Here is a 25,339-nt window from a genome sequence, read left to right on the forward strand (position 1 = left end):
GGCATTGGATTGGGTTTTCGTTCGCCCGAATCCACCGAGGCGCATATATAAATGCGCCGGATTCGGGCGGCCACCTCGTGGGGAGAACCACGAGGCGTCCTTCGCATTCTATCGAAATGCCCGGTAGAATTTAAGTACGTCGAATCAAAGACGCTTTGGCAAGATACGACACGTCCCACGCTACAATGACCCATTACCGGCCAGAGTCCGTTGATCCAAGATTTTAATTTTTGTTTCGTGTGCGCGCTCGCGTGTACGAGACACCTCGGCGAGGAGGTCGGGACGGATGGACCGGGAAAGTGGGAAGATAGTCCGGGGACCGCCTACCGAAACAGATGGTATGGGGTTCCGTCAGACGAAGGACTGACGCGGTTTGAATAACGAAGCGATCGAACGAATCGATGATGGTGCGGGGTAGCCGTCGGAGAGGAGAATCGTTAGCACAGTGCTATGGGAAGGAACCGGTCTCAACCATGGTCGCACGGGGAGTCGGAGGTGACGTGTTGAGAAAGACGTTCGTCACTCGGTCACCGATTCACTTCGAGTACGGAGACATGCGCCGAGCGTACGGCTGGACAGGAGCCATGCTTACTGCGGGAGCGACAGTCGTCGGAGTGGTAATAACGCTCCGAGTGCTGTTGACGGGGCTGTTCGTTGCGTTCATCACGGCGAACGTTCTTTCCGTGGTCGTATTCAACGTCTGTATGACGGTGGTGGTCGGACGGTGGCTCCTCGGGAGAGTTCGAATCCGTCCAGCGAAGCACCGACTGGAAAGAGAAACGAAAGACTATCGGGCGAATCCAGCGACCTTCGAGTGGAAAAAGTCGAATCAATCGGCGGGGACCGACCGCCTATAATATCCTCTCAGCAGTTCACACCGACGAGTGTGTCGAACGCCGCCGGGTCTTCCCAGAGTTCGCTAAGGGTCACGGCAGCGAGATAGCGTGTCGGTGCGGCGACCCACTCCGTAGTAATGCTGTCGTCCGGAGCCGGTGCGACCGCCTCGAACCACCATGCGACGTACCGTCCATCGACGAGCTTTGCGGTGGGGTACATCTGCCCGTTCACGGCAACATCGACGCGAGAGTTCGACTCGACCGCCGGCGCGTCGTCGGGTGAATCGGCGACCAAAATTTCGATTTGAACGGTCCGTTCGGTCACACCGACGCACCTCTCTCTGTCGCGGTGAACTCCGAGGAGCGTGCGACAGTTACGGGTACCATAGAGATACGGTCGACGTTCACGTACAAGAAAGTCAGTCAGGCGCGTGTCTGACGAACGCAAAGATTTCGACACGAGACGAAGAGTGTTCGACGGAATAGGTCCTCAAACGGTGACATCCGTGAATAAAACAGAGAACAGACTGTACTTCTCTACCAAGGGCACGGGACTCGCCAGCAATTTTGTCACCAAGCGACCGGATACCATCATGCCGGTTTCTCGACGGATATTGACATAGGATGACCAAAGAAAATTTGTCTGTTTAGTGCTTGTGCCGACTCTCGTCGAGTTCGTATAGATCGGTACTGAGCGACGTAGTGGAGTCGTCCACAGTGGTAGAACGATCCGTATCGTGATGTGTGATCGCATAGAAGAGCAACCCGAGTCCGAGCGCGAGTAACACACCTTCACACGACTGAGTAATCAGGAGTTCGTTGCCAGTCAAGATGTAATCGCTGCGAATACCCAGTTGATACACAGGTTCCACGAGCCCACCGAGGACGATAAAGGCAAACCCGATAGTAGAGTACCGGTACGACGATTTTCTCGGGTTTTGGTAATATGCATAAAAGCTCAACAGCATCAGAACGCTGCTGATGAGGAATAAGAACATATTCGCCAGTATGAAAGCCCACAGTTCGGGTGGTCTACTCATAGGGCGTTCTCCAGATACTCGGTGTGCCGAACGGGTCGCTCGTACTCTCGGTGGCTTGATTGTACGACGTTTGCAGGCCCTGAAGGAATCCGTTCAATCGCTTGACGAGGCGCGAATCCGGCTTCCGGAGAACCGTGATCAGTTCCTCGACAGCGGGGTGATTCGTATACGTTGCCTGTCCGGTCTCGAAGTCGTAGTCGATGATCGCGGTATCGCTCAGCGTCGGGAGCTGTTTGTGATGAAGTGCTATCGCAGTTTCGTCGACCGCCGCTTGCGTCGGGTCCGTCTCGACGCTCTCCCGTCGAATGACTTCTCGAGCGAGTGCCGTCCGCGACATCGGTGAACCCTCGTCTCGGAGGATGGCGAGGACGAGGCGCTGACGTGTGTCCGCCAGTTCAGCCAACACATCGTCGATTCCGTCGGCCTCGATTCGCAGTAGTCGTTGGAACCGTGGGTCTTCGAGCGCGATGTGATCCGTCGTCGTTATCGATTCCTCGTCCCTCTCCCACTCGATGAAGTCGGTGTCCTCCAAGAGGGGAAGCTGAATGTGATAGAGGTCGAGTTGGACGTTCTCTACCGCTGCAGTCGGTAAGCTCTCCTCCGAGATTCCGTGTTCCATCGCCGTTACCGCGCGTGCGAGCTCTCGCCCGGACATCTCGGGAGTTCGAGCGAGAAGGGTGAGAAGCGACCGTCGTCGGTCGCTTCTCACTGCCGTAAAGATCGGGTCTCCCGTTTCCCCCTCTCGCGTCTGCGTTTCGTTTCCCATTACGCGCCCCTCGGGTCCGCGTTTATATAGACTTCTCGACTATCTTTCAGGAAGAGTCCATAACGGGCCGTGACGGGGAGCGTAACGGCAGCACCCGGTATCGGATCACACCGTCAACCGGATAGTCCCGTTTGTATTCATCATCACCATTTCGACTGACATGGTCCGCTGCCGATACCGGATTGATGCGCACCGACAACATCAGTAGGATACGCAGCCTACACATTGATGCAGACAGTCGAGATATTTCTCAACGTACCCAACGAACAGACAGACGAAAGTGCTGGAAGGGGGTGACAAAATGACGACGAAAAAACAGCTGGAGCCGATAGAGGTCACGGAGAACGAAACGTCCGATGGAGGGGAAACGGTGACGAGCTACCTCTACGATATCTCCTCGTATATATCGCGAGGAGACATCTGTGTCGGAATCGTCACCGCGTTGGCGAGCCGGACCCACCAAGGCGAGTTGAACCTCCCACCGTTGGGGGCGGTGATCGACGCCGGGGCTCTCGACCGACTGTTAGGAACGCGGCAGCCCAGTGATGCCGTGTCGGTGACATTCCCGTATGGCGTCTATATGGTGACCGTTTCGGGAAACGGGACGGTACTCATCCGTAACGAGGTTCACTGAGGGTCAGTCTTCGTACCCCTTCTCCTCGAATTCACGGAAGTCGGTCGCGAAGGACCCGGAGTCGTCCTTCATCGATGAAACGAGTTCCCGCTCGGACGTCACCGGTCGGTCGAGCAGAGTCCTGAAGACCCGCCTTCGCCGGTTCGTTCTCACCGCGGTGACCATCGAACGATGGTTTTCGTGTACGTTTGGCTGATACTGGTTCCCGATTCGTCCGATTCTATTTTCCCAAGAGGGTATAATCGTAGAAGCTCGGTAATGAACGTTTGCGACGCGATGGCAGCTAACACATCGATGATGAAGTCGACGAGCCGATTTCTACGACGAGGGGGAGAAGAGTTCGCTGGGTGAACGAGTTTCGCTCCGTTGACTGCGACGACCTGCCCGCATTCACTTCCGCTTATTATGGAGCAGAAAATCGACCTCCTGCTGGATAGTGCCCATCTACTGGATCGCAGCTTCAGTACGCCCATACATTGATTACGTCAGCACACCAAGTACAGCGTATGCCCGTTCGTATCGAGGAGTTCGAAGCCGGGGACCTCCCAAGTGGCCCAAGCGTGCCTCAACAGGTACTTGGCTATCTCTATACAAACCGGGACAAAGCGTTCACCCGGTCGGAAATCGCTACCAGTATTGACGAAGATCCGAACACAGTTGGGACAGCCCTCTCACGGTTGAAACAGCGTGAACTCGTCCGACACAGAGGAAAGTACTGGGCAATGACGGACGATCTTGATCGTGTTGCAGACGCATATGCTCTCCACACGGTCACGGAGCGGCTCAATCAGGACGAAGGAGAAATCGAACCTGACGAGTGGGACGCAGTCGCTCCGGACGAACCGCACCCAAGCGAGAGAGACGAATAGATGCAACCGGAACGTGGCGATGTGGTTCGAAGTTCAGACCCGTTCAAACTGGGCGAAGATAGCCAACGGCCGTGGCTCATCGTCAACAACGAATCGCATCCGTTCGGCGACGAGCAGTACGTGGCTGTCGCTATTTCGACGAAAGAGTACGGTGATTCGATTTCCCTAGAGTCAGCTGTCTGGAAAACAGGTGGTGTACCGTACGAATCGTTCGTCTCTCCATGGGCAGTCCATTCCCCTCGTATCGAAGATCTGGTGACGTGGCAGGGCCGAGTCACGAAGGACTTTGTTGATCACGTCGTGGATTCACTTGAGACGTATCTTCGATGACGGTACAGTGTGCGCTCAGAACACTACCGGGCGAGAATCAATAGGTGGCTCGACGGGGTCAAAACCGAGCGACCCGCTTCATATACACCCGAAAATTTTCATTGAATACAGAGGATGGATTGACAACCCGAGAAAAGCTCACCTTTAGAGAGCACATGGCGATACGTGAGTACGCTGAAGAACGACTCAGCAAACGCTCCCGTCCAGTTTCGCCGCCCCTGTTTCGTTTATCTCTATTCTGGAACGATAACAACTGTCAACTCAAGAGTACCCTGGGTTCTACTACCTCTTGGAGCAGAAAATGGGCTTCATGGTGGTTAGAGAGCGTGCATCTATCACTTGCCACAGGGGATATTCGCCCTATTGTCTGAATCGACCAGCGTTGCCGTCGAGCTCACTCGCCATGAAAACTCACCAGATGCATATACAACTCCTCTAAAACGCTGTCGTACTCCCGCTTGGGCGGTGACGGATTGAATGGAATCTTACTACCTGTTTCGGGGACTGTGCCGTCGAGTGTGAATGCGACCAGGTAGTAGACGGATTCAGTGAAGATATTTTTGAATGTCTGTGTCTCACCGGGAGCAACTGACGATGAGGCCGTCAATTCTCGTTGCTGAGGCGGAACGGTCACGTCACCAGAGACGCTGTATCCATCAGAGTCCGTCTCTGGTTCAGCGCCTACGTCTACAACCGAAATTCCAACGACGTGCGGGAGGTTATCCTGATTCTCGAATTGGAGACTCCCGGCGGGGATGTCGCCGTTTAGAAAACTTGAGCACCCGGCAAGACCCGATACACCGAGCGCAGTGAGCGATGTGAGGAGGGCACGACGGCTCATGCACGAGATTCGTACGATAGCTAATAAGTATTTTCTGTTAGTTGATTGTTTGAAAAGCCCAATGGGTGGGATGACTGAAATATCCATACCACGAATTTCCCACAGATTGATTCGGGTGTCCCGGGGTCGTTGCACTTCCGCTTATGGCCCTAATGAGTAGTGTAGGGCGAAAAGGCGAAAGCTAGGTATTCGGAAGGGAGAAGGCCTATAGACCACATTTCCGTTTTAATAAACCGATTAATGCGATATGAAAACGGGTGACGTAGAAGGTTGGAGCGCGATAGAGGAATGGCTACCCGAGCAGGTTGTTGAGGCTCATCCCGACGAACAGCAGGATGACGGCCTCACTGACGACCCAGGAGTTGTCGTTCATCCACTCGCGGACCTTCGGGAGAAAGGCTTCGGCGCGTTCGCCGAAAGCGAGGAGGACGAGTGACGGGAGGGCGAGGAAGAACAGGGTGACGGCGATGAATCCGAGCGAATCGGTCCACGGCAGGCCGTTCGCGGCGAGGTAGGACCCGACAGCGACAGAAGTGAGGATGTCGGTCGGGAAGAACCCGAGGAGGAGAAAACCGAGTCTGAACGCGAACCGCGGACTCGCGGACGTCAACTTCCCCATCCACTTCGGGGGTTCTGACTCCTCACGCGTTAGGTAGGTATGCACCATGGCGACGAGTAGGAGGACGAGAACGATGGCCGAGAGAGTGGTGTTCGAACCCCCTTGGCGGTTCGCGCCGATACCGAGGAAGAAGGCGACTGAAACGAGGAGGGTGATGGAGAGCGCCGCGCCGAAGACGAACGCGATGGAGTTCCGCCGCCAGTCCTCGCTCGTGGCGAGGAAGATGGCGCTGAGGATTTGGGGTCCCGCTATCATCACGAACGCCAGCGGAAGGACTTGGAGGAAGCTCATCGCCCTCGCGTTCCGCCGTATCGCATCGCTGCTCGACGTTCCCGTCGGCGTCCATACCCCCGCTCGATTGTCGATTTCGATTCGATCATGTCGCTCACCCTGAAACACGACCGGGCGCGAGCGCCGGGTCGTGCCGTTCGATATACGTATGCTGGCTAACAGGATAGCCGTTGCGGTGGAGTTCACACGAAAGGGATGCGGACGACCACCGACGGCAGAGCTAACGCCGTCGATGACGTACGGTACCATATGGCAGGGATTGGGGCGAGTTCGGAAGCGATGAGGGTTCGTATCGTTCGGCCGGGGCTGAAGTGGTGGGTCGTCGGCCTGATAGTGTTCGGAATCATCGCCGCGGTGGCGTACACGTTCCTACCGTGGGTGGTATTCGGCCTGTTCGTCTACTACGTCGCGCGGCCGATAAACCGATATCTCGGGCGCCGAATCGAAGGCGGGAACACCTCGGCGGCGTTGTCGTTGCTACTCATCGTCGTCCCCGTTGTACTCTTCTTGGGCGTCTTCTTCTCGATAGCTATCGGGCAGTTGGCCACCTTTGCGAACACTGACGCGGCAGCGCGCCTCCTCGGTGGACTGCCGAGTACCACGATTCCGAACGACCCGAACAAGTTGCTCGACACGGCGACCACGACGCTCCAGAAACCGTCGGTGCAGTCGGCGCTGACCAGCGTACAGTCGTTCGCCGGTGCCGTCGCATCGAGCGTCTTCATGCTGTTCCTCTCGCTGTTGCTGGGCTTTTTCCTCCTCGTGGAGGACGAACGCCTCGCCCGGTGGGGGAAAGAGCAACTGCTCGGAGATGACCCGGTGTTCATCGACTACCTCGAAGCGGTCGATTCGGGGTTGAACTCGGTGTACTTCGGTTACACGCTGACCATCTTCGTCATCATGATACTGACCGCGATAATCTACAACCTCTTCAACCTCTTCGCGCCGAACAACCTCCTCATCCCGGTGACGATACTTCTCGCGGTCATCACGGGCATCTTCACGCTCGTCCCGCTGGTCGGACGCTCGGTCGTCTACCTCGCCATCGCGGCGTTCCTCGCGTTGGGGGCGATTCAGCGCAACCCGAACGACCTCTGGTATCCGCTGGTGTTTTTCCTGTTCATGACGCTCGCGTTCGACAACGTGGTTCGGACCTACATCCGACCGTACCTGTCAGGGAAGATGTTTCACCTCTCGCTGGTCATGTTCGCCTACCTCCTCGGACCAATACTGTTCGGGTGGTACGGCGTCTTTTTGGGGCCGCTCCTGATGGTCGTCGTCGTTCAGTTCTTCCAAGTGGCCGTCCCGCGCCTTCGCGGCGAGGAGCAGTCCGAGCGTCTCGACATCGGTCCGACCACGACCCGGGAGACGGACGAAGGATTCGACGACACGAGACGAGGCGGCGAGGCGACCGACGGCGGGGAGTGACCGAAACGTCACTTCACGAGGTCGAGACTCGGCGGGGAGACGGGGTCGACGTCGACCGTTTCGAGGTGGGTCCCGAGGAACTCGCGTCGGGCACCGACCTGTTCGGGTTCGTGTGAATCCGATCCGATGGTGAACGGAACGTCGTACTCACGAAGAATCGAGAAGAAGCGTTCGGAGGGATGGACGATTCCCGCGTCGGTCAGGGCGCGACCGGCGTTGATTTCGGGGACGGTTCGGGACGACGCGAACGCCTGTGCGAGCCGACGGTAGTGGTCGTCCGTCGCGCGGCCACGGAGTCCGGGGGTTCGCTCTATCAGGTCGGGATGGGCGGCGATGTCGAACAACTCGGACTCGACGAGGGCGGAGAGGTTGTCGAAGTAGCGGTCCACGATGCCGTCGAGTTCGTCGTCCGCCATCGCCGCGAAGTTCGAGGGAACCTGCACGTTCATCTCCGAGATGTCGTGAACGCTACCGATGGTGTAGTCGAAGTCGGCGCGTTCGAGGAAGTCGCGTATCTCGGCCTCGTCGCGGGGGTCGTAATCCATCTCGACGGCGTCGTAGATATCGACGGTCGCGTCCTCGCGCAACTCCTCGATGGCCCGGCGGCGTCGTTCGTACGTGACGTCGAGATTGAATCCCCTCGCGGCGCGAGCGTCCTTCGTGTACTCGCGAGCGGAGACGGTGCAGTGGTCTGCGAACCCGATTCCGTCGAGGTTCGCGTCCTCGGCGGCACGAACCATCCGATAGAGGAACGTCCCGTCGGAGTAGTTCGAGTGGGTGTGAAAATCTCGCATTCGATAGGAGCGTGGACGAGGAACGATATAAAATCCGCTGTCGATTGCGTGAAAAATCCGGTGTGGACGGGAGAGATTCAAAACGCTCATCCCGAAACCGGGCGAGGGGAAGGCATGACTACCATCCACTTCGTTCGTCACGCCCACTCGCCGTGGATCCCGAACCGCGAGGCGGAACGGCCGCTCTCCGAGCGAGGACATCGGGATGCAAAACGCGTCGCGGCGGTGCTCGCGGACGAAGAAATCGACGCCGTGGTTTCGAGTCCGTTCGTCCGTGCCCGCCAAACGGTCCGTCCGGTGGCGAAACATCACGGAGTGGAAATCGTCGAGGACGAAGGGTTCCGCGAACGGCAGTTGACTGGCAGTCCCGTCGAAACCGTCGGCGAGACGTTCGAAAGCGCCATCGAACGGGTCTGGTCGGACTGGTCGTTCGCGTGGCCCGACGGCGAGTCGAACGACGACGCACAGGCCCGCGGCCTCGCGGCAGTCGAGCGGACTATCGAGCGCTACAGGGGAGAATCCGTGGTCGTCGGAACGCACGGGAACCTCCTCACGCTCGTCCTGAACACGTACGACGAGCGGTTCGGCGTCGAGTTCTGGCGAACCGACCTGACGATGCCCGACGTGTACGAAGTCAAGTTTGCGGACGGGAGCCGGGACGACCCGGTAGAAATCACGCGTCGGTACGAGTGAATGGCCCGCGTCTTCCAAACGGACGACTAGTACGCGAGACGAACGATGCGGGTAGTTTTTCCGTTCTCCGTCGGTAGAGTGAACCAATGCGTACCCGAACGATGGCGGTCATCGCGGTCCTCCTTCTCTCCCTCGTCGGTGCCGGGGTGTACGCCGTCACCCAACCGAATCGGCAGGGCCAACTGACGGAGAAGTGGGTGTCCGACACCTCCCGAAACACGGTCGGAAACCACCACGTTCCGGCGGTGACGGAGGTAAACGGGTCGAAGCGAATCGTCGTCTCGGTCAACGTCGAGCAGAACAAAGGGACGTGTTCGCTCGTCGAGTTGGGCGCGAACGGGACGAAAGGATGGCAGACGAAGATGCCGAAAAAGACCTGCAACATCCACGGCTACGGCGACCCGGTTTTCGCGGATTACGACGGTGACGGTACCCAAGACGTGTTCGTCGCGACGACCGAAGAGAAACTCCTCGGGTACTCGGCCGGAGGTGAACGGGAGTTCTCGGGGAACCTCTCGTGGTGGGGATACACGAACCCCATCGTGACCGACTTCACGCCGAACCCGGGGAAGGAAATCGTCGTCACGGACCTGAACGGAACCGTCTTCGTCTATTCGGCGGACGGAAACTTAGTCTGGAAGAAACACATCGACACTTCGACGACCGTCGTCGCCGCACCGGCCATCGCGGATTTCGACGGCGACGGAACGTCGGAACTCGCCGTCGGGGAGCAAAACGTCACCGTGTACGAACCGGACGGGAGCGTGAAGTGGCGAACGGGAACCGACGGGAGCGTCAACTGGATGACGACCGAACAGACCGACGACGACCCCGCCGTCGAAATCGTCGCGGGAACGTTCAGCGGAGCCGTCACCGTCATCGACGGGAAGACGGGAAAGGCCCAGTGGTCGAAATCGTTCGACGGAATGGCCGCCGTGAAGTCCATCGGCGACGGTGACGGCGACGGGAAGGTGGAGGTGTACGCGTCCGGGCTCCACGAGCAGGGAGATACGGAAGTCGGGAAACTCAGGGCGCTCGACGCGAGCGACGGGAGCGTCGAGTGGACGACGACGCTGACCACCGAGGACGTCCAGACGATGCCGCCGCCGATACTCGGGGACCTGAACGGGGACGGAAAGAAAGAGCTGGTCGCAGTCACCGAAACCGGCAGCGTGTCGGTCATAAACCCGGACACAGGGTCCGTCCTCGCGAGCTACGAGCGCAGCGTTCCGATCTGGACTCACGTCAAACTGGCCGACATCGACGACGACGGAAACTCCGAGATATTGGCCGTCTACGGCGACGGACGGGTCGTGGCATTAGACTACATCGAGGAGTAGCTGGACGGTAGTGGAGGAGTCAACGGACGGGGAATTCGATTCGGTTTTACGACGACCGATATCGCGGCACCGAGAGCGCGTTTTTCAACGGGAGATAGGCGTAGACGTGTTCGGTTCCTAACGACCCGACACGGGGGAGTTTTCCGCCTTCCGGGGTGAGGCTGTGGGCGAGCGTGTAACAGAGCGCGTAGTTCAGCCGAAAGGTATCCCGAGCCATCCGCTCCGGAAACGCCGCCGTCAGCCCCTCGAAGATATCGCGGCCGCGCTCTTGGGCCGTCTCGCAGTCGGATTCGGGGAAGAACTTGCGCGAGAAGAAAGAGTAGGCGTGTGGGTTCTCGAAGAAGTCGAGGAGGATATCCGCAATCGAGACGCCGGACGCGCCGATTCGGTCCTCGCGGACGCACGAAAGCGCTTCGACGGAACGGACTTCGGGCGCTGACGCCCCCGGCGAGCGGTCCATGAAGGCGTCGATGCAGCAGTCGGGATATCCGTGGAGGCCGCCCTGATAGCGTTCGAACTCGCGTTCCGTCTCCTCCACGACGCCGACGACGTTCCGATGGATGACGTCCTCCGGGTCCGGCGCGTCGCCCTCGCGGAAGAAGTACGCCCGAAGGCCGAAGTCGATACCGTTACCGCCGGTTCGAACGAACTCGGGGAGGGTGAGACAGTCGCCGGGAAACGACGAGCGGAGCAGTTTCGTCTCCGGCATCGAGCGATACGTCTCGTGGACGTTGTTCGCCGCGTGTTCCAGCGTTCCGACGGACAGCGAATCGAGGTGTATCGAGGCGTTCCGAACGGTTTCGGAGGAGTCCGAAAGCGAGTCGATGCGGTCGGCGAACGACGCGCCGTCGAGGCTTCGAAGCACCGAGAGCTGATTTTCGAAGTAGAGGTCGCTCATCTGGATGCTCGCACCGTCCTTTCGTCCCATGAGAACGGGCGCGGTTTCGAGCGCGACGAACGACGGAAGCGAGGACAGCGCCGCCGCGTCGAACGATGACGAAGGCATGGCGGTGGATTGCCGTCACGGCCGCAAATACGTTCTGGGTCGGAGATTCCGGGTAGCTCCCGACGAGCGGAATCGGACGGTGCCGTTCCGACGCAGAACCGCAGTTGCTTTTCCCGTTCGGTCACTACGGGCGCACGATGAACCGTGGAAACGGGAGGCGTCGTGGAACCGGGCGATGGCCACGAGTTCTACTCGTCGTCCTGCTCGCGCTCGGAGCGGTGCCGGGACTGGCGAGCGCACACCAAGTCCCGTCCTCGAAGTTCGCCTCGCCGCTCCCGCTTCCGCTGCTGTTTCTCGGTGCGGGCGCTACCGTCGCGCTGACCGCGGGATGGCTCGCGTTCACCGAACGGACGCCCGTGGAGAGGGCTCGTCGGACCCACGTTCTCACCGTTCCGCCGTCGGTTTCGGCGGCGATTCGGCTCACCCTTCGGTTGGTTTTCTTCGCCGGATTCGTCGCCGCGTTAGTCCTCGGCGTGGTCGGGAAACAGGTGCAGGCGGAGAATTTCGCCACCGTGTTCGCGTGGCCGGTCTGGTTCCGCGGGGTCGCCCTCCTCTCGATTCTCCTCGGAACGCCGTGGGCCGTCCTCTCGCCGTGGCGGACCCTCTATCGCGGGTTCACGTGGCTCGAAGGCGGGCGATTGGCCATCCTCGGGTCCTACCCGAAACGGCTCGCCAGTTGGCCCGCGTTCGTCGGATTCGTCCTCCTCATGGGCATTTTCGAGAACTTGACCTACATCCCGACCAGTCCGCAATGGACGACTGCCGTTCTCGCGGTGTACGCGGCCCTGATGGTCATCGGGAGCGTGCTGTACGGAACGGAGTGGTTCCGCTGTGCCGACCCGCTCTCGGTCCTCTACCGCCTCTTCGGGCGGGGTACCTCCGTCACCATCGACCGGACGGAGGACGGAAGCACGGACGTTTCTCTTCGAGCGCCGTGGCGCGGGAGCGTCGAACCTGTTCGGAGCTTTTCGCTGGTCGCGTTCGTCGTCACCGCCGTCTACACCGTGAGCTTCGACGGCTTCACCAACACGCGGACGTATCAGGACGTGCTGTTCGGCACGCGGGACGTGCTGGGAACGGGACCCGAAACGAGCGTTCTGCTGTACGCTGCCGGACTGGTCGGCTTCGTCGTCTCGTTCACGCTCGCCAGTTGGCTCGTCGAGCGACTGGGCGGGAGCGAGGGGACGCGTGCGAGACGCGCCGCCGACGCGAACACCGACGGCGGGCAGGTAGCTGACGGGGACGGACGGCCGCTCGCACCCGGATGGCGCGGAGCGGCGCAGGCGTTCGCACCGACGGTCCTCCCAATCGCGGCGGCCTACGAGGTGGCACACAACTACACCTACGTCTTCCGCTACGTCGGGCAACTCGTCGCCGTCGCGCTCCAACCAGTCGCCCCCGGCATCCAAGCGGTGAATCCGGTCGGATGGCTGTCGCTCCCGGCGTTCTGGGGGTCACAGGTCCTCCTCATCGTGTTAGGGCACGTCATCGCGGTGGTCGCCGCCCACTACGTTGCGGTGGAGCGGTTCGAAACCCCGGCCGCTGCCCGACGGGGACATCTCCCGTTAGTCGTGCTGATGGTCGGGTACACGGTCCTCTCGCTGTGGATAATCTCGCAACCGGTGGTCTCCTGAAACGAGCCGTATTCGACGTCGGAAACAGGGATAGTCACTCGTTCCTTAGCCACGCCGCCGCGACGCCCAAGAAGAGGAGTTCGACGGCTTTCGTCACTAATCCAAGCGTCTCCGGTTCCTCGACCCCGACGACTGGAAGCCCGACCGTAACGTGAGCGACGTATAGCACGAGGGCGATGACCGCGATGGCGACGCCGAGCCACCATCCCCATTGGCGGTTCCGATAGATTCCGACCGCTGCGACCGCCGCGGCGACGAAGTTTGCGGCGAAGAGCACGCCGAGATAGGTCGTTTCCTCCAGATGTTCGGGCACCAAGGCGAGGTGGATGACCCCCGTGAGGAGGATGAGTCCGGCACCCGCAACCGCGAACAGGTGTCGTCTCGACTGGCGATTCGAGTCGGCGGCCGTCGTCTCTGCGCGTTGTGTGGAAGTATCCATGATTGGGTGGTTCTGAAACGGGAACGGTCGTCGGGCGAATCCGTCCGACCCTCGATTTCCCATAGACCGGGGACGGAAATAGTGGCTATGGTACAGCCATCGAATGCACTGGAAAAACAGACGGGGAGGACGACTGACGACGAAGAGAGCGGACAGCGGAGAGAACAGGGAGACGGTGACTACTCTCGAAGGCTCTCGGGCGTAATCCGCGACAGTCGCATCGCGTTCCCGGTTATTGCCGTCGTCATCCCCGCGTCGCCGACGAGGACGGCGGCCCAAATGGGAACGAGGCCGAACGGCACCGCGACTGCGAGTGCGGCTTTCACGGCGAGACTCGTCCAAACGTTCTGGCGGATGACGCCGTTCGCGTCGTGCGCGAGAGTGTAGAGGTACGGCAGTTTCGAGAGGTCGTCGGCCATCAGCGCGATATCGGCGGTTTCGAGCGCGGTGTCGGTACCGGCGGCGCCCATGGCAACCCCGACCGTCGCGGTGGCGAGCGCCGGGGCGTCGTTGATACCGTCGCCGACCATCGCAACGCCGGACGAGGTCCGGCGATCCCACGACCGTCGTTCGTGTTCCCCGTCGTATCGTTCCCGGAGTTCCTCGATGGCTTCGACCTTCTCTTCGGGAAGGAGTCCGGCACGGAACTCGTCCACGCCGACCTGTTCTGCGATGGCCTTCGCCGTCCGCTCGTTGTCGCCCGTGAGCATCACGAGGTGGTCGATACCGAGGTCACGGAGGCGTTGGACGGCTGCTTTCGCGTCGTCGCGTACCTCGTCCGCGACGGCGATTGCGCCTTCGAGTTCGTCCTCCGTGCCAACCAGCACGACTGTCTTCCCTTCGCTCTGGAGCGAGGGAACCGCGTCTTCCAGCAGGTCGAGGCAGTCGTTTCGCTCACAGAGGTCGCGAGTCGCTGGGGCGACGCCTCCGTCCGTCGCGTGAACGTGATTCAGGTCGAATCCGAGGGTTTCGAACAGGCCGGGTTTGCCCGCATAGTGGGTCGTGCCGCCGAGGTCCGCGCGGACGCCCTTGCCCGTGAGGCTCTCGAAGTCGTCGATTTCGTGTTTCGTGACGTTCGCGCCGTCCGCTTCGGCGACGATGGCCTCGCCGATGGGGTGTTCGCTCCGCGCTTCGAGGCCGTGGGCGCAGCGGAGGACGTCCTCCTCGGTGTTGCCGTTGAGCGGAATCACGTCGGTGACGGTCAGTTCGCCCTTCGTCAGCGTTCCCGTCTTGTCGAAGGCGACGGCGTCGACCTCACCCATCGCTTCGAGGTGGGTACCGCCCTTGATGAGGACGCCGTTCTTTGCGGCGCTGGTGATGCCCGAGACGACCGTGACGGGCGTGCTGATGACGAACGCACAGGGACACGAGAGGACGACGAGCGTCAGTCCGTAAACGAACCACCCCACCCACGGTTCCGCGAAGAGGAGCGGCGGAACGACCGCGACGAGTACCGCGAAGGCGAGGACGACGGGGGTGTAGTAGCCCGCGAACCGTTCCACGAACTGCTCGCGTTCGGTCTTGTTGCCTTGTGCCTCCTCGACCATCCCGATGATGCGCGAGAGGGTGTTGTCGCTCGCCTCGGCGGTGACGTCGATTTCGAGGTAGCCTCCCTCGTTGATGGTTCCCGCAAACACCTCGTCGCCGGGCGATTTGTCCACCGGGACGCTCTCGCCCGTAATCGAGGCCTGATTGACCGCGCTCTCGCCGTCGGCAACCGTCCCGTCCATCGGGATTTTCTCGCCGGGACGGACCACGACCACGTCGCCGACGGTCACGGCATCGACGGGAATCGTCCCCTCCTCGCCGTCGCGTTTGACCGTCGCCTCGTCGGGCGAGAGGTCCATCAGTTCTTGGAGGGAGTTTCGCGCCTTGTCCATCGAGTAGCGTTCGAGGAGTTCCGCGACGCTGAACAGGAACGCGAGCGTAGCGGCTTCCAAGTAGAGCGACTGTCCGAAACCGACGCTGACCGCGAGCGCGCCGAGGATGGCGACGCTCATCAGCAGGTCGATGTCGAGGTTCCGGTTGCGAAACGAGTAGTACCCGTTCGTGACGATTGCCTGTCCACCGACGAGGACGGCCAGCAGGAACGCCACATCTGCAACCGTGATTTCGATGGTCCCGGCGGCGAAGAGACCGCCAGCGCCGACGACGGTGGCGTTCTGTCCAGTGAGAAGGAACTCGAAGAGCAGTCCGAGCGCGACGAAGACGCCGCTGGTCCACGTCTTGAGCGCGCGCGGACTTCGCCAGACGCTCTCCGAGTCGAGCGACCCGTCGTCGGTTTCGTCCGCGCTCGTCCCGACGACGTCGTAACCGGCGGTTTCGATGGCCCCCGTCACGTCGCTCAGGGACGCGGACGGGTCGGTGGTGACGACGACCTTCCCCGTCGTCGGTCGCGTGTCGTACGTTCTGACGCCGGTAACGCCGTCGAGGGCGTTCTCGATTTTTCCGGCGCAGGACGCACAATCCATGTCGGGGACGGAGAGCGTCACCTCCGAGGAATCGTTTTCGACCGTGTAGCCCGCCTTTTCGACCCGGTTTTCGACGGCCGCGGCGTCCGTTTCCGTCACGTCGTACTCAACGGTGAGGGTTCCGGTCGTGACCTGCGGGTCGATGGCGTCGATGCCGTCCAGTTTTCGGACGCTGGTTTCGACCTTCCCGGCACAGGAGGGACAGTCCATGTCGGGGACGGATAACCGGACGACCTCGCGGTCGCCAGCGCCGTCGGTGACGATTTCGCTGTTGTCCGACTCGCCGCCGCACTGGCCGCCGTCGTGGCTCTCGCCCACGTGCTGGCCGTGGTCACCACTACAGCCACACGAATCTGAGCGGGGAGAGCAGGGCGAATCAGAACCCGCGTCGTTCATAATCGAACGTAGCCGCCACCATCTTATTAATCCAGCTGCTACGAATCGGCAGTTCGTTAGGGAGAGATTATTAAAACGGTAGCTTTAGATTGTTATCTAGGTCACGAAGAGATTTGACCTGTCGCAATGAGGTACTGGAGGCTGAACAGTACCGCGTCGTACGCGCCGTGGACGAGGATGGGAACCACGAGGTTGTCGGTGTACTCGTACAGGATTCCGAGGATGAGCGACAGCGTGAATACGGTGCCGATGGAGACGAGTTTGCCCGCGCCCGAGAGCGAAAAAACGTGGACGACCGCGAAGAGCGCGCTCGCCAGAACGATGGCTCGCGCCGGCCGGAACGTTTTGCGCAGGAGTCCCTGAATGAGTCCCCGATACAGCAACTCCTCGCCGGGACCGATGAGGAGGAACGAGAGCGGAATCAACAGCAGGTAGATGTCGGGGTTCCCGCTCGCCATATCGATGACGGAGTTCTGTGCCGACTGGAGACCGAGAGCCTGAATCAGTTGCGAGATTATCTGAAGCGCCCCGAAGAGGACGACGAATCCGGCGACGGCCATCCCGATGTCCCGAAGCGAGGGAACGCGGGCGTGAATGAAATCGAGTCCGAGATTTCGATAGGTCAAGTAGCCGAGCGCGATACCGCCGAAGGTAACGCCTTGGAGCATGACGGTGCTGATCGCAATGAGAAGCGCGGGTCGGTTCAAAACGTCGATACCGACGGCCGCGAAGGCGAGCGCGGCCAATAGGACGACGACCTGCCCGACACCGAAGGCCCCGAACGAGAGGAGGAATCCGACGCCGAACGTTCGGAGCTGCGTTCCTGAATTATTCATCCGTGCAGAATACGGACGCACCCTTTCTTCCTCTTTCGGTTGCGGAACGGTAGACGACTGCGGAGTGGATTCACCCGAAAAAGTGTGCCACCAGTTGTCTCATTTCTGTCACCGACGGTTCATCTTTCCGCGAAAGATGATAGTTATATCACGCGTTCGGTCAAAACCGGTATATTTTCGGAACTAATAGAGGGAGGTAATGGTATCAAAGCGGATGTGTCGGCTCTTCTTCGCCGGACTAGTGATACTATCCGGGGTCGCGGTCGTGAACTCGTACGCCTCCACCCCCGGCAGTTCCGCGGATTTCCGCGGCAAATCACAGTCCGAAATCAGGGCCGAAACGGGTCAAACGGTCTCCCCCCGTCAGAACATCACCGTCATCGCAACGGACTCCAACTCGTGGCTCGGCCGGGAAGCAAGCGGTCCCCGCGCACGGGCGGAACTCGTCGCGTTCAATCCGAACGGGTCGATTCTGTACTACAACGACTCCCACACGCGCTACTGGGACGTGGACCCCGTGAAGGGAACGACGGCCACAGTCGAGTACTCGTACGCGGACCACCTGAAGAAGGCGGAGTGTCCGACCGACTGGAATCTCTCGCGTCGAAACGTCGACAAGGAAACGTGGAACGAGTACATGAACGTTCACGGCGAGGTGGGCGCGTGCACGCGAAACGGAATCGAGCGCGTCAACCTGACCACCGGTGAAGTTACCGACATCTGGTCGGAGGCCACGCCGGGGAAGGAAGCGACACGCTATCACGACGTGGACCGTCTGAACGAGACGCATTTCGTCGTGGCGGACATCTTCCTCGACCGCGTGTTCATCGTGGATACGAGGGACGGACAGGTCGAGTGGACGTGGAACGCGAGCGACGCGTTCTCGACCAGCAACACCGGCGGCCCGTACCCGGACGACTGGACGCACATCAACAACGTCGAAGTCCTCGACGACGGGAGGATCGCCGTCAGCGCCCGCAACAACGACCGGGTGTTGTTCCTGAAGCGCGGGCAGGGCTTGGTGAAGAACTGGACGCTCGGTGAAGAGGACAACTACGACATCATCTACGAGCAGCACAATCCCGACTTCATCGAGGAGGACCAAGGCGGTCCGGCCGAACTCGTCGCCGACTCCGAGAACAACCGCGTGGTCGAATACCAGCGCGAAAACGGCTCGTGGGAACGGACGTGGACGTGGCAGGATTCGAAGATGCAGTGGCCCCGCGACGCGGACCGCCTCCCGAACGGCCACACGCTCATCACCGACTCGAACGGCAACCGCGTCTTCGAGGTGAACGAGCAGGGCAAAATCGTGTGGGACGTGCAGATTGCGTTCCCGTACGAAGCCGAACGGCTCGGAACGGGCGACGAGAGCGCTGGCGGCCCGAGCGCCGAGAAGGCCGGTCTCAAATCGAGGTCGAACGGCGTCGTCAACAAGTTCTGGATCGGCGTGAAGGACGCCATTCCCGGCAAGTACCTCAACGGCCTGATGTACATCACGCCGGTCTGGATCGGCGTTCCCGAACTGTTCGCCGTCCTCGTCGGCGTCCTCTCGCTCGTGACGTGGGGACTGTTCGAACTGAAGTGGCGAGGCGTCTTCACGTCGGTTCGGCAACGGATCGAATCGCTGAACGAAACGCGGTAACTCGGGTCGGCACGCGAATCGAATCACCAGGCGAAACGCAGGAATCGCGGTACTGACCGCTCATTTTTCGGTAGAAAGGGGACGACGAGAGCGTTCAGTGGTCTGATTCGGCGACGAGCGAACGAAGACCGTCGAGGCGATCTTCGATTTCCGGATGGGTTTGGACCGAAATCGGGAGCGACTCGAACGCGCCACCCTCCTCGCCGAACCCGCCGGGAAGGAAACAGAGCTGTTTGACGCCGTCGACGGCGCGTGCGTCGCGGTCCGGTGCGGATGGGCAGTCCACGCCGAGCGTCCTGAGCGCGGACGCCATCGACGCCGGACTGCCCGAAAGCGTCGCCCCTGCGCGGTCGGCGGTGAACTCCCGGTCGTGGGAGAGACGCCCCGCGAGCGAGATGATGGGCATCGCCAACAATCCCAGCGCGACCCCGCCGAACAGCAGGACGAAGGCGACGAGGAGGACGTACGTAACGGTGTATCGGACGCCGAATAGCGGGGCATCGATGACCACCGCGCTGGGAACGTAGAGGAGGACGATTGCGGCGAGCCACACGGTTCGGCGGGCCGACCGGCCCAACCCGAGGTCTTCGAGCAGGGAGTAATCGCCCGCCAGCGCCGGGAGGAAGGTCGCGAGGGTCAGCACCATCGCGTCGCGATTCTTGACGTGGGCGAGTTCGTGAGCGAGGACCGCGTCGAGTTCGTCCGCGGAGAGCGTGGAGAGGAGTCCGGTCGAAACGACGACCGTCGCGTTCCGGGGCGTTCCGACGGTGAAGGCGTTCGGAACGTCCGTCTCGGTGACGGCGACGGTCGGGACGGCGACGTCCGCGCCGGTCGATAGCCGTCGGACGCGGGCGAGCAACTCCGGATACTCCTCGTCGGTGACGACGGTCGCATCGACCTCCGAAAGGGCTTCGCGGCGGGTGTATCGCAGTTGTGCCCACGCGACGACCGCGGTCGCGGGGACGACCAGCGCCAGCCATCCCAAACCGGACGGGAGGGTAGTTGCGACCGGGGCGAGCCAGGGACGGAGGAGGAACGCGACACAGCCCACGAGCAGGAAGTCCGCAACCAGCACGCACGCGAGGGTGGCGACGATTCGCCGGGTCAGGGCGGGGTCTCGTGACATGTCGTACGTAACCTGTCGAGCCCACACCACATGAATGTTGGTTCAAGGATGTGTTCAGTGAGGAGAAGATATTTGCCGGATGGGGATGAACCCCACCATCAGTGGAACGCAATCGCCTCCGCGCCGCCCTCATCGCCCTCTGTGTCCTCGCGGTCATTTTCGGCGCGTCGCTGTTTCCCGCCACCGGATTCGGGTCGTACCCCGCCGGGCCGGGAGGCGGCGGTCGTGCCGTGAATCCGGGCGCACCCGACTCCGGCAGTAGCTCGGCTACCGGTGACGGAAATCCGTCAGATGCGGGAACGGTGCAAGCGACGACGGTAGAGACGACCGACAGCGAGTCGAGCGGCGGGTCGGCGAATTCCGGGACGACAACCACGACCACGACGACCGTAGCGGCTGCATCACCGGACTCGTCCGGCGGTACTCCGCTCCTTCGAACGCTGGTGAAACTCGGTGGACTCGTGGTTCTCGGCGGATTCGTCGTCCTCGGCATCGGCTTTCGAACCGGGAGCGTCGCGCTCGACGGCACCGGCACGATACCCCTCACCGTTCACGGGGTACCCATCGGCGAACTCGTCGGGAAGGTTCCCGCCCGGACGATGGGACTCGTCGTGGGATTCTCGGCGTCGATTCCGCGGCTAGCAGACGACGCAATCGACCTCCTCGTCGAGGCCGGACGCGGCCTCTCCGCGAGTACCGTCGGACTCGGGTCGGCGCTCGCGCGGACGGTCGGCGTCATCGGACGCGGTTTCAGCGGGACGCTCCTTGCCATCGGGAGCGTCGGCAGCGGCCTGTTTTCGATTCCGGGGTCCCTCTCTCGTCCGACCCTGTCGGGACGTTCGCGTCGAAAATCGGGGAATCGAACCACGGTGAACGAGGAAACCGCGACACCGGAACCCGAGGAGCGCGGACCGCCGAGCGTCGAGGAGGCGTGGGAATCCATGACCGAACATCTGTCGGTCAGGCGTCGGCGCACCACGACGCCCGCGGAGTACGCACGCAAAGCGATGGAACGCGGCTATCCCGCCGACGCGGTACGGGAGTTGACCGACGCATTCCGTGAGGTTCGGTACGGGAGTTTTCCGCCGACGGCGAGGCGGACGAAACTCGCTCGCGCGGCGCTCGACAAAATCGAGCGGTTCGGGGAGGGAGACGAATGATGCGGTACGTCGGGCGCGTCGTCGGACGCATCGTTGGCCGTGTCGGAGCGGTGTTCAGGGACGGACGGAGCCGTGAACGACTCCTCCTCGGTCTCGGTATCTGTTCGCTGGTACTCTCGTTCGCCACGGTCTTCGCGCCGTGGGCAGTACCCGAAGCGGCAGTGAAGCCCCTCGTCGGATGGATAGCTGACCCGACGACGATTTTCGTTCTCGCCGGATTGGGCGGATCGTTGGCCATCTGGTCGCTCGGCGGCGACGTGACGGGCGAACCCGAGGAGGTCTGGCGACCGCAACGCGACCCCGAACGGGCACACTACTACGAGCATCGGACGAGCGGGTCCGAAGTGGACGAGGGACTCGGGTTGTCCGGAAACTTCGGGCTGAAACCCAGAGAGCGCCGCAGTCGGCGGGCGACGACGCGCCGCCACGTCAGACGCGCCGCCATCGAGACGCTCCGTTCGGAGGGTTACACGAGAGCCGAAGCCAGAGAGCGAATCGAAGACGGGTCGTGGAGCGACGACCCGCGGGCGACGGCGTTCTTCGGCGCACCGAACGCGAACATCCCGCTTCGGACGCGAATCGTCGATTGGGCGCGGGGGGAGACGTTCGACCGCCGTGCCGAACGGGCGGTGTCCGAACTGCAATCCCGAAACGGGGGTGAGTCGCGATGAACAAGGGTCCCGAGTTGAACGCGGGAATGACGGTGGCCCTCCTCGCCGGTGCGGCGGGTGTCGTCACCGGAAACACCGTGATGTTCCTCTCCGCCGTCGTCGGGTTCGTCTACGCGGCCTACCAGTTCACGTCGGGGACGCCGGACCTGAACGTCGAACTCGACCGCGATGTGGAAGAGCGGTCGCCGCGGCCGAGCGAGGACGTAACGGTCACGCTTACCGCGGAAAATCGCGGTGAGGACGCGGTTGCGGACCTTCGAATCGTCGACGGCGTGCCGGAACGACTGGCCGTGGTCGATGGGTCACCGCGCCACGGGACGAGTCTCGGACCCGGGGAAACCGTCTCGTTCTCCTACACGGTTCGAAGCCAGCGAGGAACGCACGAGTTCACGCCGACGACGCTCGTCGCCAAATCCATGAGCGGGACGAAGGAAGTCCGCGAGGAACGGACCCTCCCCGCGACGATGACGTGCGATACGTTCGTCGAGGACGTGCCGCTGTCGAAGTTGACGACCCCGACGCCGGGGCACATCGAGACGGACGCGAGCGGCGAAGGCATCGAGTTCCATTCGACGCGTGAGTATCGGCCATCGGACCCCATGAGCCGAATCGACTGGAAGCGGTTCGCCCGGACGCGGGAACTGACGACGGTGAACTTCCGCGAGAGTCGGGCAGCGAACGTGCTACTCCTCGTGGACGCCCGCCCCGCCGCCTGCATCGCTCGCCGGTCCGGTGAACCCGACGCCATCGACCTCTCGGTGTACGCCGCGGAGCGAATCGCCAACGCGCTCGTCCGGCAGAACGACCGCGTCGGTCTCGCCCTGTACGGACCACAGGAGTTGTACCTCCCGCCCGGCGGCGGACGGGAGCAGGTCGCCCGCGTTCGTGGAGCGTTGGAGGAAGTCGAGACGCCGAAAGAGCTGTCGGGCGTAAGCGGACTGTTCGGTGCGAGGCGGGAGGAGCGAACGATGGAGCGGCGATTCAAACGCCTCCGAAATCGCCTCTCCTCGGACACGCAGGTGATATTCCTCACGCCGCTCACCGACGATACCGCCGTGGACGTGGCAAAGCGCTTCGACGCCTACGGCCACGCGGTGACGGTCGTCGCGCCGGACGTGACGGGGACGGAGACGCCCGGCGGAGCGGTGTCGGACATCGCACGGACGAAACGGCTGAACGAGATTCGACGGGGGAGCGTCCGAACCATCGACTGGTCGCCGGACGAACCGCTCGCGACGGCGGTCGAAAAGAGCGCGAGGTGGTCCGCATGAACGGTGAAGTGAACCACGGTTCGACGCGCTTCGGCGGCGCATTAGCCGCCGTTATCGCGGCCTGTACGGCGCTCCTTCTCGGTTGGGGGACCGGAAACCTCGCCAGCGTCGGCGCGGGCGTCGTCGGCGCGGTCTGTATCGCGCTCGGCGCGATGGGGATGCAGTCGGCGGCGAACGAACGACGAGCGGCAGGGAGCCTCGGCGTCATCGCCGGAGCGATAGCGCTCACCGTCGCCCTCGGACTCGGGACGCCGCCGTTGTTCTCGCTCCTACTCGGACTCGGGGTGGCGGCAGTCGCGCTCAACGCGACCGTCGCCCTCTCTTCGGAGGTCAGCTATCCGGTCTACCTCATGCTCCGTCGGTCGCTCGCGGTGCTGGGCGTCGGGACGCTTCTCGCCGCGAGCATCCACGCGACGGTGTTCAGAACGGTCGGGTGGGTGGGGAGCATAATACTCGTCAAAACCGTCACGTCGAGTACGCTCGCCATGCTCGTCAGCCTGCAAATCGGCTGTCTCGTGGCCGTCGAACTCCTCTACTGGGTCGTTCCGATACTGGACGACTGGCTTCCGGCGACGGCGAACCTCCGTCATCGGATTCTCGAACCGTTCGGGTTCCGACTCGAAACGGTGCCGACGGCGTACTGGGTGTTCCTCGCGATGCAGGTCATCGTCACGTTCTCAGGTTGGGGTCCGCGCTGGTTCGACGGCCTGCTCACGATGTTGTCGGTGTTGGGCGACGTCGTCCGAGTAGTGATCGGTTCCGGCGTGCTCCAAGCGGTGGTCGGGGCTGTCATCCTGTTCGAATTAGTCGTCCTCGCCGCACGCGGGGCACAACACGTCGTCATCGCGTGGATGGGTGACGAACCGTCACAGACGCTCGCGTTCGCGACGGGGGGAATCGCCGCCGTCGCGTTAGCCGCCGTCGTCGCGGTAGCATCGGCACTCGTCCCGACCGTCGGGACGAGGTTTGCGAGTGTCGAACCGTGGGGGTTAGTCGAACAACTGGGACCGGCGACGGTCATCACGGGCGGCGTGACCGGCGTGCTGTTGCTCCTCGTGTTGGTACAAGTCGCGGCCGTCTTGGCCGTCCGCCCGTGGGTCGCCCTCGATTCGGCGAGCGGGTTCGCGTTCGGGGGTGCGACCCTCTTCCTCGGAGCGCTCGTCGCTGCGGGGTTGGGTGCGCCGCCAGTCGTCGTCTTCTGCGCGGTCGGTGCCGCGCTCGTCGTCCGCGACGTCGGCGACCACGCGGCGGAAGTCGGACTACAGATCGGCCGAACCGCGAAAACACGACGGGGAGAAATCGCCCACGCGACGGGTGGAATCCTCGTCGCAGGTCTCGGAGTCGGCCTCGCCGTGGGGACGCTTTCGTTCGTCGGTCCGGTGTCGCTTCCAGCGAGTTCGTGGCGTGCCTACCTCGCACTCACTCTACTGTTAGTCGCAGTCGTGTCGTTCACGGTACTCCTCGCGACCGATTCGGAATGACGAAACATTTATTTCGTAAACAGCGTTAGTTTGATATAACATGAGTTCCGGCCGGCCTCGATTCGCCGACTCCCCACACGAGTTCGCACGCTATCTGCACGAACTCAAGGAACGGGGGAGCAACCTGCTCATCACGGGAAACGTCCCCCATGACGTTACGGCACGGGCGACGCAAACGCTGTTCGGGCAGGGCAGTCGGCGGTATCGAGTTCTCGCACTCCTCGATGCGACCAGTCGGATTCCGGAGTCGCTTTCGCCCGACGGGGACCGTTTGTGGGTCGTCAAACGGGCCGATGAGGAGCGCTCGGTTCCAGCGAGCACTCCGGACACAGAGTCGATGGAGAATCCCGGCGATTTGGATTCGGTCCGGCGTGAAATCGCCACCGCGGCGGAGTTCTACGACGACACGTTCGGCGAACTCGGGCCCTCGGAACTCCGAGTCGGAGTCGATTTGGGTGCCGAGGAGGACCCCGATTCTATCGAGCGATTTCTCGACGGGACGGCCGAAATCGTCGTCGAACACAAGGGAATGGCCCACTATCACCTTCCGAAACCGGACGATGACCCGCTCGTCGAGACGCTTTCGCCGCTGTTCGATGCGCGAATCGAACTCCGGAAAGAACCCGGTCAGCCACCCGAACAGCGGTGGCACGTCCCCGCGTTCGGTAAGACGACTATCTGGGTACGGCTGTAACGCGCCGGAGCCCAAATGGAGTTCGTAA

Annotated in this window: 25 protein-coding genes; 14 read left to right on the plus strand and 11 right to left on the minus strand. The window is 61.8% G+C overall.

The genetic code is table 11. From position 1 onward, the window contains the following. Window positions 1–473 precede the first annotated feature (473 nt). A complete protein-coding gene (locus AC1XDK_RS18105; RefSeq protein WP_483351371.1) occupies window positions 474–857 on the plus strand; it encodes a hypothetical protein in 384 nt (127 codons plus the stop codon). Between the two features lie 7 nt (window positions 858–864). Here AC1XDK_RS18105 and AC1XDK_RS18110 read toward each other — a convergent pair whose 3' ends face one another. Together AC1XDK_RS18110 and AC1XDK_RS18115 are read right to left on the minus strand one after the other, a co-directional pair. Then, window positions 865–1,161, minus strand: coding sequence for a hypothetical protein (locus AC1XDK_RS18110; RefSeq protein ID WP_483351372.1), 297 nt, complete (start codon window positions 1,159–1,161; stop codon window positions 865–867). A 707-nt stretch (window positions 1,162–1,868) separates the two neighbouring features. Further along, the gene (locus AC1XDK_RS18115) at window positions 1,869–2,642 is read right to left on the minus strand and encodes a DUF7344 domain-containing protein (RefSeq protein WP_483351373.1); all 774 of its coding nucleotides are present in this window, start codon (window positions 2,640–2,642) and stop codon (window positions 1,869–1,871) included. 301 nt (window positions 2,643–2,943) lie between these two features. On the opposite strand from AC1XDK_RS18115, the gene AC1XDK_RS18120 reads away from it, so the two are divergent. After that, window positions 2,944–3,276: a HalOD1 output domain-containing protein gene (locus AC1XDK_RS18120; protein WP_483351374.1), complete on the plus strand. Its 333-nt coding sequence runs from the start codon at window positions 2,944–2,946 to the stop codon at window positions 3,274–3,276. A 3-nt stretch (window positions 3,277–3,279) separates the two neighbouring features. Here AC1XDK_RS18120 and AC1XDK_RS18125 read toward each other — a convergent pair whose 3' ends face one another. Further along, entirely contained in the window at window positions 3,280–3,441 is a 162-nt protein-coding gene (locus AC1XDK_RS18125) for a hypothetical protein (protein ID WP_483351375.1), read from the minus strand. 341 nt (window positions 3,442–3,782) lie between these two features. Here AC1XDK_RS18125 and AC1XDK_RS18130 point away from each other — a divergent pair, with 341 nt between their 5' ends. Both AC1XDK_RS18130 and AC1XDK_RS18135 read left to right on the plus strand, forming a co-directional pair. Beyond that, window positions 3,783–4,145: a hypothetical protein gene (locus AC1XDK_RS18130; protein WP_483351376.1), complete on the plus strand. Its 363-nt coding sequence runs from the start codon at window positions 3,783–3,785 to the stop codon at window positions 4,143–4,145. Continuing rightward, window positions 4,146–4,475 (plus strand): hypothetical protein, encoded by a 330-nt coding sequence (locus AC1XDK_RS18135; protein ID WP_483351377.1) that lies wholly within the window; start codon window positions 4,146–4,148, stop codon window positions 4,473–4,475. Window positions 4,476–4,869: 394 nt separating this feature from the next. Here AC1XDK_RS18135 and AC1XDK_RS18140 read toward each other — a convergent pair whose 3' ends face one another. Together AC1XDK_RS18140 and AC1XDK_RS18145 are read right to left on the minus strand one after the other, a co-directional pair. Beyond that, window positions 4,870–5,316 carry a fimbrial biogenesis chaperone gene (locus AC1XDK_RS18140; RefSeq protein WP_483351378.1) on the minus strand — a complete coding sequence of 149 codons (447 nt, stop codon included), beginning with the start codon at window positions 5,314–5,316 and terminating at the stop codon, window positions 4,870–4,872. 292 nt (window positions 5,317–5,608) lie between these two features. After that, the gene (locus AC1XDK_RS18145) at window positions 5,609–6,226 is read right to left on the minus strand and encodes a GAP family protein (RefSeq protein WP_483351643.1); all 618 of its coding nucleotides are present in this window, start codon (window positions 6,224–6,226) and stop codon (window positions 5,609–5,611) included. A gap of 249 nt (window positions 6,227–6,475) precedes the next feature. Here AC1XDK_RS18145 and AC1XDK_RS18150 point away from each other — a divergent pair, with 249 nt between their 5' ends. After that, entirely contained in the window at window positions 6,476–7,654 is a 1,179-nt protein-coding gene (locus AC1XDK_RS18150; RefSeq protein ID WP_483351379.1) for an AI-2E family transporter, read from the plus strand. Between the two features lie 8 nt (window positions 7,655–7,662). Here the strand turns inward: AC1XDK_RS18150 and AC1XDK_RS18155 are convergent, their stop codons facing one another. Continuing rightward, window positions 7,663–8,448 carry a PHP domain-containing protein gene (locus AC1XDK_RS18155; protein ID WP_483351380.1) on the minus strand — a complete coding sequence of 262 codons (786 nt, stop codon included), beginning with the start codon at window positions 8,446–8,448 and terminating at the stop codon, window positions 7,663–7,665. Between the two features lie 114 nt (window positions 8,449–8,562). Between AC1XDK_RS18155 and AC1XDK_RS18160 the strand changes: the two genes are divergently transcribed. Continuing rightward, a complete protein-coding gene (locus AC1XDK_RS18160) occupies window positions 8,563–9,141 on the plus strand; it encodes a histidine phosphatase family protein (protein ID WP_483351381.1) in 579 nt (192 codons plus the stop codon). A gap of 86 nt (window positions 9,142–9,227) precedes the next feature. Continuing rightward, window positions 9,228–10,481, plus strand: coding sequence for an outer membrane protein assembly factor BamB family protein (locus AC1XDK_RS18165; RefSeq protein ID WP_483351382.1), 1,254 nt, complete (start codon window positions 9,228–9,230; stop codon window positions 10,479–10,481). A gap of 46 nt (window positions 10,482–10,527) precedes the next feature. Here the strand turns inward: AC1XDK_RS18165 and AC1XDK_RS18170 are convergent, their stop codons facing one another. After that, the gene (locus tag AC1XDK_RS18170) at window positions 10,528–11,487 is read right to left on the minus strand and encodes a hypothetical protein (RefSeq protein ID WP_483351383.1); all 960 of its coding nucleotides are present in this window, start codon (window positions 11,485–11,487) and stop codon (window positions 10,528–10,530) included. 137 nt (window positions 11,488–11,624) lie between these two features. Here AC1XDK_RS18170 and AC1XDK_RS18175 point away from each other — a divergent pair, with 137 nt between their 5' ends. Further along, a complete protein-coding gene (locus tag AC1XDK_RS18175) occupies window positions 11,625–13,121 on the plus strand; it encodes a hypothetical protein (RefSeq protein WP_483351384.1) in 1,497 nt (498 codons plus the stop codon). Between the two features lie 34 nt (window positions 13,122–13,155). On the opposite strand, the gene AC1XDK_RS18180 is transcribed toward AC1XDK_RS18175, so the two are convergent. From AC1XDK_RS18180 to AC1XDK_RS18190, 3 genes are all read right to left on the minus strand, one after another. Beyond that, a complete protein-coding gene (locus AC1XDK_RS18180; RefSeq protein ID WP_483351385.1) occupies window positions 13,156–13,560 on the minus strand; it encodes a DUF7475 family protein in 405 nt (134 codons plus the stop codon). Window positions 13,561–13,739: 179 nt separating this feature from the next. After that, entirely contained in the window at window positions 13,740–16,427 is a 2,688-nt protein-coding gene (locus AC1XDK_RS18185) for a heavy metal translocating P-type ATPase (protein ID WP_483351386.1), read from the minus strand. Between the two features lie 101 nt (window positions 16,428–16,528). Next, entirely contained in the window at window positions 16,529–17,263 is a 735-nt protein-coding gene (locus AC1XDK_RS18190; RefSeq protein ID WP_483351387.1) for a CPBP family intramembrane glutamic endopeptidase, read from the minus strand. A 199-nt stretch (window positions 17,264–17,462) separates the two neighbouring features. On the opposite strand from AC1XDK_RS18190, the gene AC1XDK_RS18195 reads away from it, so the two are divergent. Then, entirely contained in the window at window positions 17,463–18,908 is a 1,446-nt protein-coding gene (locus tag AC1XDK_RS18195; RefSeq protein ID WP_483351388.1) for an arylsulfotransferase family protein, read from the plus strand. A gap of 94 nt (window positions 18,909–19,002) precedes the next feature. Here AC1XDK_RS18195 and AC1XDK_RS18200 read toward each other — a convergent pair whose 3' ends face one another. Continuing rightward, window positions 19,003–20,034 (minus strand): M48 family metalloprotease, encoded by a 1,032-nt coding sequence (locus AC1XDK_RS18200; RefSeq protein WP_483351389.1) that lies wholly within the window; start codon window positions 20,032–20,034, stop codon window positions 19,003–19,005. Window positions 20,035–20,135: 101 nt separating this feature from the next. Here AC1XDK_RS18200 and AC1XDK_RS18205 point away from each other — a divergent pair, with 101 nt between their 5' ends. Genes AC1XDK_RS18205 through AC1XDK_RS18225 form a run of 5 tightly spaced genes read left to right on the plus strand, consistent with a single transcriptional unit; the run spans window position 20,136 to window position 25,311 of the window. Further along, window positions 20,136–21,194, plus strand: coding sequence for a DUF4129 domain-containing protein (locus AC1XDK_RS18205; RefSeq protein WP_483351390.1), 1,059 nt, complete (start codon window positions 20,136–20,138; stop codon window positions 21,192–21,194). Beyond that, window positions 21,191–21,865 (plus strand): DUF7269 family protein, encoded by a 675-nt coding sequence (locus tag AC1XDK_RS18210; RefSeq protein WP_483351391.1) that lies wholly within the window; start codon window positions 21,191–21,193, stop codon window positions 21,863–21,865. Before AC1XDK_RS18205 ends, AC1XDK_RS18210 begins: the two co-directional genes overlap by 4 nt. Next, complete coding sequence (locus tag AC1XDK_RS18215) at window positions 21,862–23,136, plus strand: DUF58 domain-containing protein (RefSeq protein ID WP_483351392.1); 1,275 nt, start codon at window positions 21,862–21,864, stop codon at window positions 23,134–23,136. The genes AC1XDK_RS18210 and AC1XDK_RS18215 overlap by 4 nt, the downstream gene beginning before the upstream one ends. Further along, window positions 23,133–24,617 (plus strand): DUF7519 family protein, encoded by a 1,485-nt coding sequence (locus tag AC1XDK_RS18220; protein ID WP_483351393.1) that lies wholly within the window; start codon window positions 23,133–23,135, stop codon window positions 24,615–24,617. Before AC1XDK_RS18215 ends, AC1XDK_RS18220 begins: the two co-directional genes overlap by 4 nt. Before the next feature lie 40 nt (window positions 24,618–24,657). Continuing rightward, window positions 24,658–25,311 (plus strand): DUF7504 family protein, encoded by a 654-nt coding sequence (locus tag AC1XDK_RS18225; RefSeq protein WP_483351394.1) that lies wholly within the window; start codon window positions 24,658–24,660, stop codon window positions 25,309–25,311. Window positions 25,312–25,339 lie beyond the last annotated feature (28 nt).

The organism is Haladaptatus sp. HS23 (assembly GCF_056892285.1).